This window comes from Angustibacter luteus, from assembly GCF_039541115.1.
Lineage (GTDB): Bacteria > Actinomycetota > Actinomycetes > Actinomycetales > Angustibacteraceae > Angustibacter > Angustibacter luteus.
On sequence record NZ_BAABFP010000007.1, the window covers coordinates 43,087 to 59,334 of the forward strand.

Below are 16,248 nucleotides of genomic sequence, written 5' to 3' on the forward strand. Positions count from 1 at the left end.
CACCGGTGCTCAGGTCGTGCCGGAAGCCAGGGCTTCGGTGTGCGGCGGGTCGGCCCAGAGCTCGAGGAACCGCGTGACGTCTCGCCGGGTGGTGTCCCGGGTCAGGTAGTCGAGCTTGCTGCTCCGCACCGTCACCCGGACGACGTCCTCGTGCGGCAGCAGGGAGATCTGGAGCCGGTTTCCCAGCCAGAGGCGACCGAGTGCCACCCCGGTCCCGGCCACGACGAGCCCGTCGCCCAGGTTCACCACCCGGGCGCCGATCCCGCGCAGCGCGAAGAGCGTGAACTGGACGACGTCGTCGAGGTTCCCGCGGACCACCAGCGATCCGAGGGCAGCGTTGGGACTCTTGGGGTCGATGTCGCCCCAGACCTTCCGACCCTGCTGGAGCTGGCGCACCAGCAGTGCGAGGAGCAGGGCCGCCAGCAGGATCGACCACCAGGGAAACCGCTGGACGACGGCGACGACCAGGTAGACGACCAGCAGGACGCCGACGGCGATCGCTGCCCGGGCCAGCCGCCGGAACCGGAGGCGGGCGTCCTCTCGCAACGCCTCGTCGGAGAAGGCCCCCTCCACGCCCTCCTGCCAGGCTGCCGGCGTCTGCAGGCTCTGGATCCGAAGGGTCGTGGGTGCGGCGTGCTGGCCCGCGCGACCGCGGGCGGACGTCAGGAGCGGGGGGATCGCGCGGGCTAGGGCAGTCGCGAGGGCGAGGAGTGCGGGCGCGAGGTGCTGGAAGGACACCGAACCGGTCACGACGACCACCTGCAGCGGAACATGTCCGGCCCCTGACGCCTCTCGCGCACGTCGCCCCCCGACGGCGCCCTGGGGCGAGTGTCCTGCGGTGGCACGGACCCACGCAAGCCCGTGCAGGCCCGTGCAGGGTGCGTGCAGGGTGCGTGGGAGCGACGTCCGCCCGGGAACCCTCCTCGGGTTCCCGGGCGGACTCGTCGCACGGGGCTCAGGTGCGCTTGCGGTAGGCGCGCAGCGCCAGCGGGAAGAACACCGCGAGCAGGACGACCATCCAGCCGAGCGTCCAGATCAGGTCCGTCTGCACCGGACCGCCGAGCATCAGGCCGCGGACGGCGCCGACGAGGTGGCTGATCGGGTTGACCTTGACGAAGGACTGCAGCCAGTCCGGCATGGTCGCGACTGGCACGAACGTGTTGCTACCGAACGAGAGCGGCAGCACGATCAGGAACATGATCCCCTGCACGGCGCCCGGGGTGCGGACCTTCATGCCGACGAAGACCGAGATCCAGCCGAAGCAGAGCGCGAAGGCCATCGACAGCACGAGAGCGCCGAAGGTGGCGACCCAGCCGCCGGTCACGTTGAAGCCCATCAGCAGGCCGGTGGTCATCATGACGACGAACAGGATCAGGTAGCGGACGATGTCCGAGGCGACGGCGCCGACCAGCGGGGCCGAGCGGGCGATCGGCAACGAGCGGAAGCGGTCGAAGATGCCCTTCTCGATGTCCGAGTTGAGGTTCTGGCCGAGTGCGACGCTGGCCATCGCGATCGTCTGGCCGAACAGCCCCGGCAGCAGGAACTGCAAGTAGGCCTGCTGCGAGCCGCCGGCGATGGCGCCGCCGAAGATGTAGGTGAACATCCCCAGGAAGATCACCGGCTGCAGGGTGACGTCGATGAGTGCCTCGGGGGTGCGGGCCATCTTGATCAGGCTGCGCTTGGCGAGCACCCGGATGTGCCGCAGCGTGGTGTGGGACGTGCTGGGGCTGATGGTCGCCGGGACGGCCACGGAGGTGCGGCTCCCGGTCAGGTCGGTGGTGGTCATGCCGCCTCCTCGGTGGGGTCGGTGGTGTCGTCGTCGCTCGCGGTGCGGCCGGTCAGGGTGAGGAAGACCTCGTCGAGCGTGGGCAGGTGCAGCGAGAACTCGTGCACCGTGATGCCGGACTCGGTGATCCGGCCGATCAGCGCCGGCAGCAGGGAGTCGTCGTCCACCCGGGCGGTCAGCTCGTGCCGGGCCGTCTCCTCGGGAGCGGTCCGGGTCAGGTCCGCGAGGATCGCGCGGACGTCGTCGATCCGGTTCGGGTCCGTCGGGCGGATCCGCAGGCGCTGGCCGCCGATCACGTGCTTGAGACCGTCCGGGGTGTCGTGCGCGATGACCTGGCCGCGGTCGATGACGGTGATCTCGTCGGCCAGCGCGTCCGCCTCCTCCAGGTACTGGGTGGTGAGCAGCACGGTGGAACCCTCGTCGACGACCTTGCGGACGACGTCCCACATCTCCTCGCGCTTGGCCGGGTCGAGCCCGGTGGTCGGCTCGTCCAGGAAGATGACGGACGGGCGGCCGACCAGGCTCGCGGCCAGGTCGAGGCGCCGGCGCATGCCGCCGCTGTACGTCTTGGCCATCCGGTCGGCGGCCTCGGACAGGTCGAACCACTCGAGCAGCTCGACGGCGCGGGCCTTGGCGTCGCGGCCGCTCAGGTTCAGCAGCTGGCCGATCATCACGAGGTTCTGGGTGCCGGTCAGGTCCTCGTCGACCGAGGCGTACTGGCCGGTCAGGCCGATCCGGGCGCGCACGGCGGCGGCGTCGCGGACGACGTCCAGGCCGTCCACGTGCGCGCTGCCGGAGTCGGCCTGCAACAGGGTGGCGAGGATGCGCACGGCGGTGGTCTTGCCGGCGCCGTTCGGGCCCAGCACACCGAGGACGCTGCCCTCACGGGCGGCCAGGTCCACCCCGGCGAGGGCCTGCGTCGTGCCGAATCGCTTGGTGAGGCCGGTGGCCTCGATGGCGTAGGTCATGTCAGTTCTCCTGATCTCTGGTGAGCGTGACGATTCCTGGTCGCGCTGGCAGCACGCGCACACGGCGCTGACACGTCCTGGCACGCGCTGACACGGCGTGACCGTCCGTCCGTCCGATATGGACGCGTCTGCACGACAACTAGGCAGAATGGGTTAATCACGAGCGTCCGCATGGCGGACTCTGCCCACGGTGCGTCACCATTTCCGTTGTGAACCCGCTTCCCCTGCGCAGTCCCGCCGCGGCCGGTGACTGCCTCGACCTCACCGTCGTCGAGGCCCGTCAGACCGATGCCGTCGAGCTCGGGATGCTGCTGGCCTGGCTGGACGAGCAGGACTGAGCCGAGCCGTCCAGGGCTGAGCAAGGCCGATCAAGCCACGGCCCCCCGGGGTGGGCCACGCTGGGCGCATGACGACGGACGTGATGGCCCGGATCCTCGACCTGGTGACCCAGGCGATGGACGAGCCCGACACGACCGCGGACGAGCTCGCGTCCCGCGCGTACCTGTCCCGGTTCCACTTCGACCGGCTGGTCGCTGCGGCCACCGGTGAGCCCCCGGGCGCGTTGCGCCGCCGGCTGCTGCTGGAGCGAGCCGCGTACCGGCTCGTCAACGGCCGCAGCTCGGTGCTGGACGTCGCGGTCGAGGCGGGCTACGGCTCGCACGAGGCGTTCACCCGGGCCTTCAACCGCGAGTACGGGTTCGCGCCGACCTCGCTGCGCCGTCGTCCGCCTCGCACGTTCCACGAGCTCGAGCTGCCTTGCCCGAGCGGCGTGCACTTCCAACCCCCCGGCGGCCTGCGGCTGCCGGCCACCCGACAGGAGAGCCAGATGGACGTCGTGCAGCACCTGGTCGACCACCACGTCGACGCGTTGACCGAGATCATCGAGCGGGCCGAGCCGCTCACCGACACCGTGCTCGACCAGCCGATCAGCGTGTCGGTCGAGACCATCGACGGCGAGCAGACCCTGCGCTCGCTGATCAACGCGATGGTGACGCAGGAGGAGCACTGGCTGTCCGCGCTGCGCGGTGGCGGGTGGCCGGACGAGAGCGACCGCAGCGTGCCCGGCCTGCGGGCGCGACACGCGGTGGCCGGACGGGACTACCGGGCGATGGTGGCCGACGCGATCAGCGACGGCCGGCTCGCGGACACGTTCGTCGACACGACCTGCGGGCCGCCGACCACGCACACCCTGGGCGGCACGATCGGCCACGTCATCACCTTCGCGGCAGTGCGCCGCACGCTCGCCGTCGGCGCGCTGGAGACCGCCGGCGTCGAGGACGAGGCGTGGGCCGACCCGCGGCCCTTCCTGGACGGCCTGCACTAGCTCGCAGCCCCGGCCGGTCGCTGACCTGAACGTCGGCTAGCGGCCCAGGTGCAGCCGGAGGGCCAGGAACTCGATGTCAGCCTGCGGCAGGCTCACGCTGACCTTGCTACCCGGGTATGACCGGTCGTGCTACCTGTCGGGCCCGGGTCACGGTGAAGCCTGGCCGAGCCAGCGGACCAGCAGCGCCGTCACGGTGCCGGTCATCACCCGACGAGCGGCCGTCTCGTCGAGGTCGAAGTCCTGTCGAAGCATCTGCCAGTCGCCCGAGGTCGTCGCCGTCGTCATCGCCACCACCAACGCCTCGCGAAGGCTGGTCGCCGTGGTGCCGCCGGCCTCGAGCTCGGGTGCGAAAGCCTGCTCCACCCCACGCCGGGCCAGGTCGATGTGCCGGGACCGGTTGTGCTGCAGCTGTTTCGAGAACGGCGTACGCAGCCGGGCCGCCGCCGCCGCCGGGGCCAGGGTCTCCAGCGCGGCGGCCCGGTGCGCGCAGAACCGGTCGATCCGCTCGGTCAGGGGCAGCGCCAGGTCGACCGGCTGGGACTGCGCCTCCTCGCGCTCGAGCACGACTGCGCCGGTCGCGGCGAACAGGGCCTCGAGGTCGCGGAAGTTGGTCCACAACGTGCGCAGGGAGATGCCGGCCCGCTCGGCGATCCGCTCGCCGGTGGGGCTCAGGTCGCCGGACTCGATCAGCTGCAGGTGGGCGCTCACGATCGCGGCCTTGCTGCGTTCGGCCCGCGCCGTCCGGCCGTCGACGCTGCCCGCGGCGGGCTGTTCGGAGGTCACGTGCGGAGTATCCACGATCGCCGAAACATGCACTAGACATGCGTCGACCCTTCCCGCAGCGCTCTCGCGCCCGTGCCGTTGGTCACGGAAAGGTGACGATTGCACCCGGCTCGTTGACTTCCTATCTGCAACGTCAGTGCACTTACCTCGTTCCGGCGCGGAGGCCGGTGGCGCACCCGAGACAGCGAGGTGAGCATGGCACCGAGCCCGGCGACCCTCGGCCTGCGCGACGTCGGCCGCACCTTCGGCGGCCTTCGCGCGCTCGACCAGGTCAGCCTCGACCTGGCGGCCGGCGAGGTGCTCGGGGTCATCGGCCCCAACGGTGCGGGGAAGACGACGCTGTTCAACGTCGTCTGCGGGTTCGTCCGGCCGACCAGCGGGTCCCTGACCCTGGACGGCGCTCCGTGGCGCCCGCAGCCGCATCGCCTGGCCGGGCAAGGCATCTCGCGCACCATGCAGGGCCTCGGGCTGTTCGGCGGGCTGGACGTCCTGGAGAACGTGATGATGGGTGCGACGCGCACGTCACGGGCCGGCTGGGCCTCGGCCCTGCTGGGCGGCGGGCGCAGTCGAGGTGACGAGCAGCGGCTGCGCGAGGCTGCGACGTCCGTGCTCGACGAGCTCGCCATCGCGGACGTCGCCCACGCCCGGCCTGGCGCGCTGCCCTACGCCGTTCGCAAGCGGGTCGCCCTCGCACGCGCGCTGGTCTCGAGGCCGCGCCTGCTGCTGCTCGACGAGCCCGCCGGCGGGCTTGGTGCCGCGGACGTCGACGAGCTGGCCGGGCTGGTCCGCGGTCTGCCCCGGCACGACCGGCACCCGTGCTCGGTGATGCTCGTCGAGCACCACGTGGACCTCGTGATGCAGGTCTGCGACCGGGTCGTCGTCCTCAACTTCGGTCAGCTCATCGCCGCCGGCCCGCCCGCGCAGGTCCGGGCTGACCCTGCCGTCCTCGAGGCCTACCTGGGGAAGGCCGGATGACCGCGGCGCTGCAGGTGCGCGGCCTGACCGCCGGCTACGGGGCTGTCCCCGTCCTGCGCGACCTCGACCTCGACGTCCCGCCACGGATGGTCGTCGCGGTGCTCGGCGCCAACGGCGCCGGCAAGACCACGTTGCTGCGAGCACTCACCGGTGGCGCCCTCACATCGTCCGGCCAGATCACCTACGGCGGGCACGACCTGAGCCGGGTCGCCGTGTCGGACCTGGTGCGGCTCGGCATCGCCCACGTGCCCGAGGGCCGCGCAGTGATCACCGACCTGACCGTGGACGAGAACCTGCGCCTGGGTGGGCTGTGGCGCGACGACCGCAAGGCCCAGCGGCAGGACCTGTCCCGCGTCTACGACCTGTTCGAGCCGTTGGCCCGCCGGCGCAGCTACCCCGGGCACCTGCTGTCGGGCGGCGAGCGCCAGATGCTCGGCATCGGCCGCGCGCTGATGTCCCGGCCGACCCTGATGCTGCTGGACGAGCCGTCCCTCGGTCTCGCGCCGCAGACCACGGCGGCGATCATGGCGCTGCTCGCCACGCTGCGCGACGACCAGGGGATCAGCGTCCTGCTCGTCGAGCAGAACGTCGGCGGCGCGTTGTCGATCGCGGACCGCGCGGTCGTGCTCTCGCTCGGCCGGGTCGTGGTGTCGACCACGCCGCAGGAGCTCGCCGGCGACGACCGGGCCCGGCACGCCTACCTGGGCTACTGATGGAGCGCTTCCTGTTCCTCACGGTCGACGGCGTCACGAACGGCGCGGTGCTCGCCGCCTTCGCGGCCGCTCTCGTGATCATCTGGCGCGCCACCCGGACGGTGAACTTCGCGCAGGGCGCCATGGCGGTGCTGACCACGTACGTGGCGTACGCCGTCACGCAGGCGAGCGGGTCGTACTGGTTGGGCTTCGCCGCCGCGCTGGTGGCCGGGGCGCTGCTGGGGGCCGCCGTCGAGCGTGGGCTGATGCGGTTCGTGCCGGCCGACAACCACCTGGCCGCCGTCATCGTCGCACTCGGCCTGGTGACCATCCTGCAGGCCCTGATGAGCGCGGTGTTCGGCAACGAGTACCGGCCGATGCAGGTCCCGTTCAGCCGGGCGGCGGGCCACGCCGCCCGACTCACGCTGCCCTCGCCGTACGACGTGTTCACGTTCGTGGCGGTCGCGCTGATGCTGGCCTCGCTCGCCTGGCTGCTCGGCCGGACCGCGCTGGGCCTGCGGCTGCGCGCCTCGGCCTTCGCGCCGGACGTCGCGCGGCTGCTCGGCGTGCGGGTGTCCCGGATGCTCACGGTCGGCTGGATGCTCGCGTCGTCGGCAGGCGCGCTGGCGGCGGTCCTGGTGGTGCCGACCGGCCTGGGGCTGAACCCCTCGGCGATGGACCTGGTGTTCGTCTCGGCCTTCGCCGCCGCGGTGATCGGGGGCCTGGACAGCCTGGTCGGCTCCCTCGTCGGTGGGCTCGTCGTCGGCCTGGTGCTGTCGTACGCCACCGGCTACGTGAGCAGCGACGCGACTCCGCTGGTGGTGCTGGCCCTGCTGCTCGTCGTCCTGCTGGTGCGGCCGTCGGGGCTGTTCGCGCCCACCGCGGTGAGGCAGGTATGACCCCCCTGCTGCGCCACCTGGGGTGGGCGGCACTGGCCGCGCTGCTCGTGCTCGCGCTGAGCCTGCTGCTCGGGCCGTTCCGCAACTTCGAGCTCGCGACCGTTGCCGCGTACTTCTGCGCGGCCGCCGGGCTCACGGTGCTGACCGGCCTCTCCGGCCAGCTGTCGCTGGGCCAGGGCGCCTTCATGGCCGTCGGGGCGTACGCGGCGACCGGCACCTCGCAGCTGCTCGCCGACCGGACCTGGGCGGTGGGGCTGTCCGAGGTGGTGCCGGTCCTGGCCGGGGCCCTGGCGGCCGGGGTCGTGGGGCTGGTCATCGGAGTGGCGGCCGCCCGCCTGCGCGGCCCGTACCTGGCGGGGGTGACGCTGGCGCTGGCGATCGCGGTCCCGTCGGTCGCGAGCCTCTTCGACGGCCTGCTGGGTGGCGACCAGGGGCTGACGTACGCCGCCGAGCCGCCGCCGGCGATCGGTGGTCGAGCCGTCCCGGTGGAGCAGTGGCAGGTCTGGGTCTCCTGGGCGGTGGCGCTGCTCGTCGCGGTCGGGCTGGCGAACCTGAGCCGCAGCCGGCTGGGGCGGACGCTGCGCGCGATCCGGGACGACGAGTCCGCAGCCGCGCTGGCCGGCGTGGACGTCGCTCGGGCCCGGGCCACCGTGTTCGGCGTCAGCTCGGTGGCCGCCGGCGCGGGTGGGGCGCTGGTCGCCTGGCAGACGCAGATTGCCGCGCCGGGCGCCTACCCGCTCACCCTGTCGTTGTCGCTGCTGATCGCCGTGGTCATCGGCGGACTGGGCCGGCTGTCGGGGGCGGCCGTCGGCGCGGCGCTGCTGGTGCTGCTGCCCGACCTGGCGCAGTCGCTCACGGACGCGCTGGACCTGTCCGCCGAGCAGGCCCAGCGCTGGCAGGGCACCCTGCCGCAGCTGCTGTTCGGCGTGGTCGTGATCCTCGTCGTCCTCGTTGCGCCGCAAGGCCTCCACGGACTGAGCGAGCGCGCCGTCCAGCGTGCCCGGAAGCTGTCGAGCCCCCGACCCATCCCATCCCACGAAAGGCAGTCCGAGCGATGAGGAACCACGCATCTCGAAGGGTCCTGGCGGTCGCGTCCGCGACGCTGCTGCTGAGCGCGGTCGCCTGCAGTCGAGGCGGCACCGGTAGCGGGGGCGGCGCGGACGACGCCGCCCGGGCGGACGTGCCCGGAGTCACCGACACGCAGATCCTGCTCGGCACGCACATGCCGCTGACCGGGCCGGCTTCCGGCGGCTACTCGAAGATCGCGCCCGCGACCAAGGCGTACTTCGACTTCGTCAACGCCGCCGGCGGGGTCAACGGCCGCAAGATCACCTACAAGTACCTGGACGACGGTTACAACCCGGCGAACACGCAGAAGGTGGTTCGCCAGCTCGTGCTGCAGGACAAGGTGTTCAGCGTGCTCAACGGTCTCGGCACACCCACCCACACGTCGGTGCTGGACTTCCTGGGCTCGAACAAGGTGCCCGACCTGTTCGTCGCCTCGGGCGCCACCGCCTGGAACCAGCCGCAGAAGTACCCGAACACCTTCGGGTTCAACACCGACTACACGGTCGAGGGCAAGATCCTCGCGACCTACGTGAAGGCGAGCCTGCCCGGCAAGAAGGTCTGCTCGCTCGGCCAGAGCGACGACTTCGGCGCCGACTTCGTCAAGGGCGTCGAGACGGTGCTCGGCGCGAGCGGGCTGGCGGCCAAGCAGAGCTACACGGTGACGAACCAGAACGTCGCCCCGCAGGTCGGCGCGCTCAAGGCGGCCGGCTGCCAGGTGGTGATGCTGGCGACCGTGCCGGGCTTCACCGCGCTGACCGTCGGCACGGCCGCGAAGCTGGCCTTCCAGCCCCAGTGGGTCGTCTCGAACGTCGGAGGCGACTACAAGACCGTCGCGGCCGCGTTGGGCAAGGCGGCGCCGCTGCTCGAGGGCATGGTCGGGCTCAACTACCTGCCGATGTACAACGACACCGCCAACCCGTGGATCCAGCTGTTCACGAAGGTCAACGACCAGAACAACGGCAAGGCCGATTTCGACGGCAACGTCGTCTACGGGATGTCGGTCGGCTACCTGGCGGTCCAGTCGTTGCAGAACGCCGGCAAGGACCTGACTCGGGACGGCGTCGTGCAGGCCGTGGAGAAGAACGGGTTCGTCGGGCCGGGTCTGGTGCCGTTGCGGTTCTCCGCCACCGACCACTCGGGCTACGCCGGTGGCCGTCTGACGAAGGTCGCGGGCGGTGTCCAGGCCTACTTCGGCCCGTCGTACGTCACGGACGACGGGTCCGGGGCGGTCACCGAGTCCTCGCAGGCGCCCGCCACCCCGCCCGCGAGCGGCATCCCGGCGAGCTGAACCCAGCCGGCCGCTGGCCGAGTGCAGCGAAGTGGGGCACCCGACGTCCGTCAGGTGCCCCACTTCTCTGGTTTCGCGGGTGCGGTCGACCGTTACGCGGCCGGGCCCGCCCCGGGCATCGGGCAGACCGCGCCCGTGCCACCGATGCCGCAGTAGCCGTTCGGCACCTTGTAGAGGTACTGCTGGTGGTAGTCCTCGGCGTAGTAGAACTCGCCCGCCTCGGACACCGGGCGGATGTCGGTGGTGATGTCACCGAAACCCTTGGCGCGCAGCGACTCCTGGTACGCGGCCTTCGACTGCTCGATCAGCTCGCGCTGCTCGTCGGTCGTCCAGTAGATCGCCGACCGGTACTGGGTGCCGCGGTCGTTGCCCTGCCGGAACCCCTGGGTCGGGTCGTGGCTCTCCCAGAACGTCTTCAGCAGCTCGGCGGTCGAGACCTGGGTGGGGTCGTAGGCGACCAGCACCGCCTCGGTGTGGCCGGTGCGCCCGGTGCAGGTCTCGTCGTACGTCGGGTTGGGGGTGATGCCGCCCTGGTAGCCGGCCGCGGTGGTCACGACCCCGGGGGTCTGCCAGAAGATCCGCTCGGCGCCCCAGAAACACCCCATCGCGATGTACAGCACCGCAGTGCCCTCGGGCCACGGGCCCTTGAGCGGGGTGCCGAGGACGGCGTGGGTCTCGGGGACGGGGTAGGGGGTGCTGGCGCGACCCGGCAGGGCCTCGTCAGCGGTGATCATGCGGGTCTTGGTCGACGAACCGAACACGGTGGGGACCTCCTCGTTAGTTCCATCCCGTCCAACCACGCCTGAGCACGGTTCGTTCCCGCTACCGCTGTGGTGGCGGACATACGCCGTGATGGGCCTCAGCATGGGTCAGTTGGGGTGCAATTGGTAGTGTGGATAGCGTGCAATAAGTCGTGCAGAATGGATGCAATAAGTAGTGTAGAACCCCTCCGCGCCGGATAGGGTTGCCTCATGGCCTACCTGCCCCGGACCGTGGACCACGAGCTCGACGAGCTCCTGCCCACCCTCGCTGCGATCAGCCTGGACGGGCCGAAGGGGGTCGGGAAGACCGCGACCGCGGGACGCCGGGCGAGCACTGTTCTCGCCATGGATGATGCGGGCCAACGGCAACTCATCCAGGCGGACCCCGATCGACTCGAACGAGAGTCGTCCCCGGTCCTGGTGGACGAGTGGCAGCGGTTGCCCGAGGTGTGGGACATGGTGCGCCGGAGCGTGGATCGGGGCGCAGCCCCCGGCAGCTATCTCCTCACCGGGAGCGCGAGTCCCGGTGAGGGCGCCACGACTCATTCGGGGGCCGGGCGCATCGTCCAGGTCCGGATGAGGCCGCTCACCTTCGCCGAACGGCGGGTTGAGGCACCCACGGTCAGTCTCGGGGCCCTGCTCGAGGGTGCACAGCCCGACATCGGGGGCAGCACCACCGTCGGACTGGCCGACTACACCGACGAGATCCTGGCTTCGGGCCTTCCGGGTGTCCGCCACCTGGCCGGGCGAGCGCGTCGCGCGCAGCTGGACGGCTACCTGGCGCGGATCGTGGACCGGGACTTTCCTGAGCAGGGCCATCCAGTTCGTCGTCCTCGCGCGCTGCGCGCCTGGTTGACCGCCTACGCCGCGGCGACGTCCACGACAGCGAAGTACAGCGTGATCCTGGATGCCTCGACAGCAGGAGACGGCGACAAGCCTGCCAAGACGACCGTCATCGGATATCGCGACGTTCTCACGCAGCTGTGGATCCTGGATCCCGTTCCCGGTTGGGTTCCGTCTCGCAATCCCTTCACCCGCCTGCAGCAGTCGCCGAAGCACCACCTCGCCGATCCAGCGCTGGCCGCGCGACTGCTCGGCGCCACGGAGGGTTCGCTGCTGGACGGAAGCGAACTCGGTCCATCGATCCCTCGCGACGGAACGCTCCTGGGGGCTCTGTTCGAGTCCCTCGTCGCGCTCAGCCTCAGGGTCGCCGCACAGTCGGCCGAGGCGACGGTGCACCATCTCCGCACAGCCAACGGGGTGCACGAGGTCGACTTCATCGTTGAACGCGCTGACCACCGGGTGCTCGCGATCGAGGTCAAGCTCGCCGCATCCGTGGAAGACCGCGACGTCGTCCACCTCACGTGGCTGGCCGATCAGCTCGGTTCCGACGTGGTGGATCGCGTGGTCGTCACGACGGGTAGCGAGGCGTACCGGCGCCGGGACGGCATTGCGGTCGTGCCGCTCGCGCTCCTCGGCGTCTGAGCCCGTCGGACCTTGCTCACACCACGTAGGCGGCGTCGTCGTCCGGGGCGGGACGCCGGCCGCCGGCCGGCCGCCGCGTGACGACGTCCCAGGCCTGCGCGACCAGCGGTACGGCGCGCGCCAGGACGTCGACGGGCAGCGCGAACGGCAGCCGCACCCACGACTCCAGACCGCCGTCGGCGGCGAAGCGGGAGCCCGGGGTCAACCGCACCCCGAGGTCCGCCGCGGCTGCGGCGAGGTCGCTCGCGGACGGCGCGGGCAGGGCGCACCAGAGCACCTGGCCCCCCGCCGGCCGGACGACCCGCCAGTCCGGCAGGTGGGCGGCCAGCAACCCGGTCAGGACGTCGCGGCCCTGGCGCAGCTGGTCGACCCGGTAGGTGCGGAGGTCGTCGAGCTCGCCGAGCAGGTGCAGCAGGGCCAGCTGCTCGAGGACCGGGCTGGCCAGGTCCTGCCGCGAGCGCAGCGCCGCGAGCCGGGCAACGGTCGCCGCGTCCGAGCGCAGCCAGCCCATCCGCAGGCCGCCCCAAGCGATCTTGCTCGCCGAGCCGACGGTGACGACCGGCGTCCGGCCGGCGAACACGGCCAACGGCGGTGGCATCTCGAGCCCGTCCACCGCCAGCTCGACCAGCGTCTCGTCGACCACCGCGACGGTGCCGCTGCGGTCGAGCGTTCGGGCGACCTGCTCGCGGACCTCGCCGGACATCAGCGCCCCGGTCGGGTTCTGGAACTCCGGCACGAGGTAGGCGGCCGTGGGGGAGGTCTGCCGGGCCGCGGAGCCCAAGGAGTCCAGGTCCCAGGTGAGAGCGGTCGGGTCGACCGGCACCGGCACGAGCCGTGCCCCCAGGTCGGTGACGACGTCCAGGCCGTTGGGGTAGCCGGGCTGCTCGACGAGCACGCGGTCGCCGGCGCCCGCGGCCAGCGTCAGCCCGAGCCGCACGGCCTGCAGAGCGCCGCTGGTGACCAGCACCTGGTCGGCCGTGGTGGCCAGTCCCCGCTCGGTGAACCGCTCGGCGAGGCGCTCGCGCAGCGAGACCAGGCCGCGGTAGTCGTAGCCGGTGCCGGGCAGGTACCGGGGCAGCTCCTCCAGCGCAGCGGTGTAGGCGGCGTGCAGGTGCGGGGGAGCGCCCGGGGCGGCGTGCGCGAGGTCGAGCACGCCCTCCGGAGCCGGCTCCGGAGCCCACGTGGGTACCGGCGCACCGGCGGTCGGCAGGGTCGTCCAGGTGCCCGAGCCCTGCCGGCTGGCGGCGTGGCCGCTCTCCCGGAGGACGTCGAAGGCCGCGCTGACGGTCGTCCGGCTCAGGCCCAGCGTGAGGGCCAGCTCGCGCTCGGGCGGTAGCCGGACGCCGACCGGCAGCCGGCCGTCCAGGATGACCAGCCGGATCCGGCCGGCCAGCGCCGCGTAGGCGGGTGCGGTGGACGACGGCCAGGCGCCGAGCAGGCGGGTGAGCTCGCGCGGGCCGATCCGGCGGCTCGGGGGTGGTCGACGTGGTGGACGGGACGGCACCAGACCACTGTTCACCAGACCACTGTGCGCCAATTGGCTCTGGATCTCAAGGCCAATCACCGCGACCATCGTCAGGTGCACCAGAAGCTGAGCGCCCCCCGCCGCCTGCCCCGCAGGCTTCCCCGCCGCCTGACCCAGCTCTACGTCGGGCTGCTGCTCTACGGCCTGAGCATGGCGCTCTTCGTCCGCTCCGACCTCGGCGTCATGCCGTGGGACGTGCTGCACCAGGGGCTGGCCCGCCACTTCGGGCTGAGCATCGGCGCCTGGACGATCATCGTCGGCGCCGTCGTGCTGCTGGGCTGGATCCCGTTGCGCGAGAGGCCGGGCATCGGCACGGTCAGCAACGTCCTGGTGATCGGGGTGGCCATCGACGCAGCGCTCGCGGTGCTGCCGGAGGTGCACGCCCTGGCGCCGCGGGTCGGGCTGGTGGTCGCGGGGCTGCTGCTCAACGCCGTTGCCACCGCCCTCTACATCGGCGCCCGCCTGGGTCCCGGACCGCGGGACGGGCTCATGACCGGGCTGGTGCGGCGAACGGGCGGATCGGTGCGGCTGATCCGGACGGGCATCGAGGTCGCGGTCGTGCTGATCGGCTGGGCGCTGGGCGGCACGCTGGGGTTGGCCACCGCGGTCTACGCGGTCGGCATCGGCCCGCTCGTGCAGGTGTTCCTGCCACGGCTGACCGTCCCCGAGCACCGGCCGGTGCCCGCCGAGGTGCCCGCGGATACCCTCGCAGCGTGACGGACTCGACCAGCAGCCAGGGGTTCAGCACCCGCGCCATCCACGCCGGGCAGGAGCCGGACCCGCTCACCGGGGCCGTCGTCCCGCCGATCTACCAGGTGTCGACGTACAAGCAGGACGGCGTCGGCGGCCTGCGCGGCGGGTACGAGTACTCGCGCTCCGCGAACCCGACCCGGACCGCGCTCGAGGACTGCCTGGCGGCGCTCGAGCGCGGCAGCCGGGGTTTCGCCTTCGCCAGCGGCCTCGCCGCGGAGGACACGCTGCTGCGCGCCGTCACCCGTCCCGGCGACCACGCGGTCGTGCCGGACGACGCCTACGGCGGCACCTACCGGTTGTTCGCCAAGGTCGCGCAGCCGTGGGGGCTGGAGCACACGCCCGCTCACCTGGGTGACCTGGACGCCGTCCGCGCCGCGATCCGCCCGGGGCAGACCAAGGTCGTGTGGGCCGAGACGCCGACCAACCCGCTGCTGGGCATCGCCGACATCGCTGCGCTCGCCGAGATCGCCCACGCCGCGGGGGCGCTGCTGGTGGTGGACAACACGTTCGCCACGCCGTACCTGCAGAGCCCGCTCGCGCTGGGCGCCGATGTCGTCGTGCACTCCACGACCAAGTACGCCGGCGGCCACTCCGACGTCGTCGGCGGAGCGCTGGTGACGTCGACCACTCCCGCCACGGGGTTCGAGGACCTGGACGAGCGGGTGGGCTTCCACCAGAACTCGATGGGCGCCGTCGCGGGCCCGTTCGACGCGTGGCTGGTCCTGCGAGGGCTGAAGACCCTCGCGGTGCGGATGGACCGGCACTGCGACAACGCGGAGCGGGTCGTCGCGTTCCTGTCCGAGCACCCGCGGGTGTCGTCCGTGCTGTACCCCGGACTGGAGTCGCACCAGGGCCATGCCGTTGCGGCACAGCAGATGCGGCGCTTCGGGGGGATGGTCAGCTTCCGGCTGCGCGGTGGCGTCGAGGAGGCGCTGGGCGCGTGCAAGCGGGCCGAGGTCTTCACCCTGGGCGAGTCCCTCGGCGGGGTCGAGTCGCTGATCGAGCACCCCGGCCGGATGACGCACGCGAGCGTGGCCGGCTCCGTGCTGGAGGTGCCGGACGACCTGATCCGGCTCTCGGTCGGCATCGAGGACGTCGATGACCTGCTCGCGGATCTTGAGCAGGCGCTCAGCTGACGCGAAGCGGGTCAGCTCGGAGCGGATATGCCCAGGCGGCATACGGACGCCGGTCTGGCATCGGCCGCTCGAGTCAGCCGGATTTCCTGAGGCCGGCGGTGGCCAGGACCTGCGGCTCCATCCGGGCAGGCAGGACGTCGTCGCGGAACCGGAATCGGGCGAGCTGGGCGCACCGAGCGACCGTGGTGCCCAGGTCGAGTCGGCGGCGCTCGCGCACCCAGGCGACGAGCTCCGCCGGGTGGGCGATGTCCGCAGCGAAGTGCACGAGCGTGGCGTACCAGATGTCGCGTCGGAAACCGTCTTCGCGCCAGGAGTCCGGTCCGAGCTCGTCGGCCAGGGCCTGTGCGAACGCCGGTGCCGCGTCGTCGACCGGTTCGGTGCAGGCCATGACGGTGAGCGACGTCAGCGTCAACCCGGTGAGCCGCAGCGCGACGGGACGGCTCCGGGCGGTCGCGCGATCCAGGGCCGACCGGTAGCGGTCGAGCGCGGGATCGTCGTCCGGGACGTCGTGCCGGTAGGTCTCGAGGGATCGCACGGTCACGTGGGCGCAGCCGGCCAACCCCGTGCCGAAGTGACCGGGACCGGCCAGTGCCAACGCCTGACCCGTGAGCTCGTCCAGTGCTGCCGTCGCCGCGCCGTCGAGCGGGAGGAGCACGCTGATCGGCCACCGACCCCCCTCGTCGGGCGGTGCGTCGCGCTGGTGCTCGCGACGCTCGATCAGTGGTGCTGCTTCGTCGAACAGGTCGTCGAAGCGGGTCCGGGCCACACGGCGAGGCTAGTGGTCAGGACCTCGGGGGTCTCCGCA

At 72.0% G+C, this 16,248-nt stretch carries 17 protein-coding genes; 10 read left to right on the forward strand and 7 right to left on the reverse strand.

Features of this window, described 5'->3' with window-relative positions:
- Positions 1-9: 9 nt before the first annotated feature.
- The 3 genes from ABEB17_RS14255 to ABEB17_RS14265 all read right to left on the reverse strand — a co-directional run bounded on the left by ABEB17_RS14255 (position 10) and on the right by ABEB17_RS14265 (position 2,754).
- Positions 10-750 (reverse strand): hypothetical protein, encoded by a 741-nt coding sequence (locus ABEB17_RS14255; RefSeq protein WP_345717402.1) that lies wholly within the window; start codon positions 748-750, stop codon positions 10-12.
- A gap of 205 nt (positions 751-955) precedes the next feature.
- A complete protein-coding gene (locus ABEB17_RS14260) occupies positions 956-1,786 on the reverse strand; it encodes an ABC transporter permease (protein ID WP_345717403.1) in 831 nt (276 codons plus the stop codon).
- A complete protein-coding gene (locus tag ABEB17_RS14265) occupies positions 1,783-2,754 on the reverse strand; it encodes an ATP-binding cassette domain-containing protein (protein WP_345717404.1) in 972 nt (323 codons plus the stop codon). The genes ABEB17_RS14260 and ABEB17_RS14265 overlap by 4 nt, the downstream gene beginning before the upstream one ends.
- Before the next feature lie 209 nt (positions 2,755-2,963).
- Here ABEB17_RS14265 and ABEB17_RS14270 point away from each other — a divergent pair, with 209 nt between their 5' ends.
- Together ABEB17_RS14270 and ABEB17_RS14275 are read left to right on the forward strand one after the other, a co-directional pair.
- Positions 2,964-3,092: a hypothetical protein gene (locus ABEB17_RS14270; protein ID WP_345717405.1), complete on the forward strand. Its 129-nt coding sequence runs from the start codon at positions 2,964-2,966 to the stop codon at positions 3,090-3,092.
- A 68-nt stretch (positions 3,093-3,160) separates the two neighbouring features.
- Positions 3,161-4,078, forward strand: coding sequence for a helix-turn-helix domain-containing protein (locus ABEB17_RS14275; RefSeq protein ID WP_345717406.1), 918 nt, complete (start codon positions 3,161-3,163; stop codon positions 4,076-4,078).
- 147 nt (positions 4,079-4,225) lie between these two features.
- Here the strand turns inward: ABEB17_RS14275 and ABEB17_RS14280 are convergent, their stop codons facing one another.
- Complete coding sequence (locus ABEB17_RS14280) at positions 4,226-4,861, reverse strand: TetR/AcrR family transcriptional regulator (RefSeq protein WP_345717407.1); 636 nt, start codon at positions 4,859-4,861, stop codon at positions 4,226-4,228.
- 195 nt (positions 4,862-5,056) lie between these two features.
- On the opposite strand from ABEB17_RS14280, the gene ABEB17_RS14285 reads away from it, so the two are divergent.
- From ABEB17_RS14285 to ABEB17_RS14305, 5 genes are read left to right on the forward strand one after another with little or no spacing between them, the layout of a single operon-like run.
- Positions 5,057-5,836 (forward strand): ABC transporter ATP-binding protein, encoded by a 780-nt coding sequence (locus ABEB17_RS14285; RefSeq protein ID WP_345717408.1) that lies wholly within the window; start codon positions 5,057-5,059, stop codon positions 5,834-5,836.
- On the forward strand, positions 5,833-6,549 hold the full coding sequence (locus tag ABEB17_RS14290; RefSeq protein WP_345717409.1) for an ABC transporter ATP-binding protein: 717 nt from the start codon (positions 5,833-5,835) through the stop codon (positions 6,547-6,549). The genes ABEB17_RS14285 and ABEB17_RS14290 overlap by 4 nt, the downstream gene beginning before the upstream one ends.
- A complete protein-coding gene (locus tag ABEB17_RS14295) occupies positions 6,549-7,427 on the forward strand; it encodes a branched-chain amino acid ABC transporter permease (RefSeq protein WP_345717410.1) in 879 nt (292 codons plus the stop codon). The genes ABEB17_RS14290 and ABEB17_RS14295 overlap by 1 nt, the downstream gene beginning before the upstream one ends.
- Positions 7,424-8,485, forward strand: a complete 1,062-nt coding sequence (locus ABEB17_RS14300; protein ID WP_345717411.1) for a branched-chain amino acid ABC transporter permease — start codon at positions 7,424-7,426, stop codon at positions 8,483-8,485. The genes ABEB17_RS14295 and ABEB17_RS14300 overlap by 4 nt, the downstream gene beginning before the upstream one ends.
- Positions 8,482-9,783, forward strand: coding sequence for an ABC transporter substrate-binding protein (locus ABEB17_RS14305; protein WP_345717412.1), 1,302 nt, complete (start codon positions 8,482-8,484; stop codon positions 9,781-9,783). Before ABEB17_RS14300 ends, ABEB17_RS14305 begins: the two co-directional genes overlap by 4 nt.
- A gap of 92 nt (positions 9,784-9,875) precedes the next feature.
- On the opposite strand, the gene msrA is transcribed toward ABEB17_RS14305, so the two are convergent.
- Entirely contained in the window at positions 9,876-10,517 is a 642-nt protein-coding gene (msrA, locus tag ABEB17_RS14310; RefSeq protein WP_345717931.1) for a peptide-methionine (S)-S-oxide reductase MsrA, read from the reverse strand.
- Between the two features lie 237 nt (positions 10,518-10,754).
- Between msrA and ABEB17_RS14315 the strand changes: the two genes are divergently transcribed.
- Positions 10,755-12,029, forward strand: coding sequence for an ATP-binding protein (locus ABEB17_RS14315; protein ID WP_345717413.1), 1,275 nt, complete (start codon positions 10,755-10,757; stop codon positions 12,027-12,029).
- Positions 12,030-12,045: 16 nt separating this feature from the next.
- On the opposite strand, the gene yczR is transcribed toward ABEB17_RS14315, so the two are convergent.
- The gene (yczR, locus tag ABEB17_RS14320; RefSeq protein ID WP_345717414.1) at positions 12,046-13,548 is read right to left on the reverse strand and encodes a MocR-like transcription factor YczR; all 1,503 of its coding nucleotides are present in this window, start codon (positions 13,546-13,548) and stop codon (positions 12,046-12,048) included.
- A 60-nt stretch (positions 13,549-13,608) separates the two neighbouring features.
- Between yczR and yczE the strand changes: the two genes are divergently transcribed.
- Entirely contained in the window at positions 13,609-14,271 is a 663-nt protein-coding gene (yczE, locus tag ABEB17_RS14325) for a membrane protein YczE (RefSeq protein ID WP_345717415.1), read from the forward strand.
- Positions 14,268-15,443 (forward strand): cystathionine gamma-synthase, encoded by a 1,176-nt coding sequence (locus ABEB17_RS14330; protein ID WP_345717416.1) that lies wholly within the window; start codon positions 14,268-14,270, stop codon positions 15,441-15,443. Before yczE ends, ABEB17_RS14330 begins: the two co-directional genes overlap by 4 nt.
- Before the next feature lie 73 nt (positions 15,444-15,516).
- Here ABEB17_RS14330 and ABEB17_RS14335 read toward each other — a convergent pair whose 3' ends face one another.
- The gene (locus tag ABEB17_RS14335; RefSeq protein WP_345717417.1) at positions 15,517-16,209 is read right to left on the reverse strand and encodes a hypothetical protein; all 693 of its coding nucleotides are present in this window, start codon (positions 16,207-16,209) and stop codon (positions 15,517-15,519) included.
- Between the last annotated feature and the right edge of the window lie 39 nt (positions 16,210-16,248).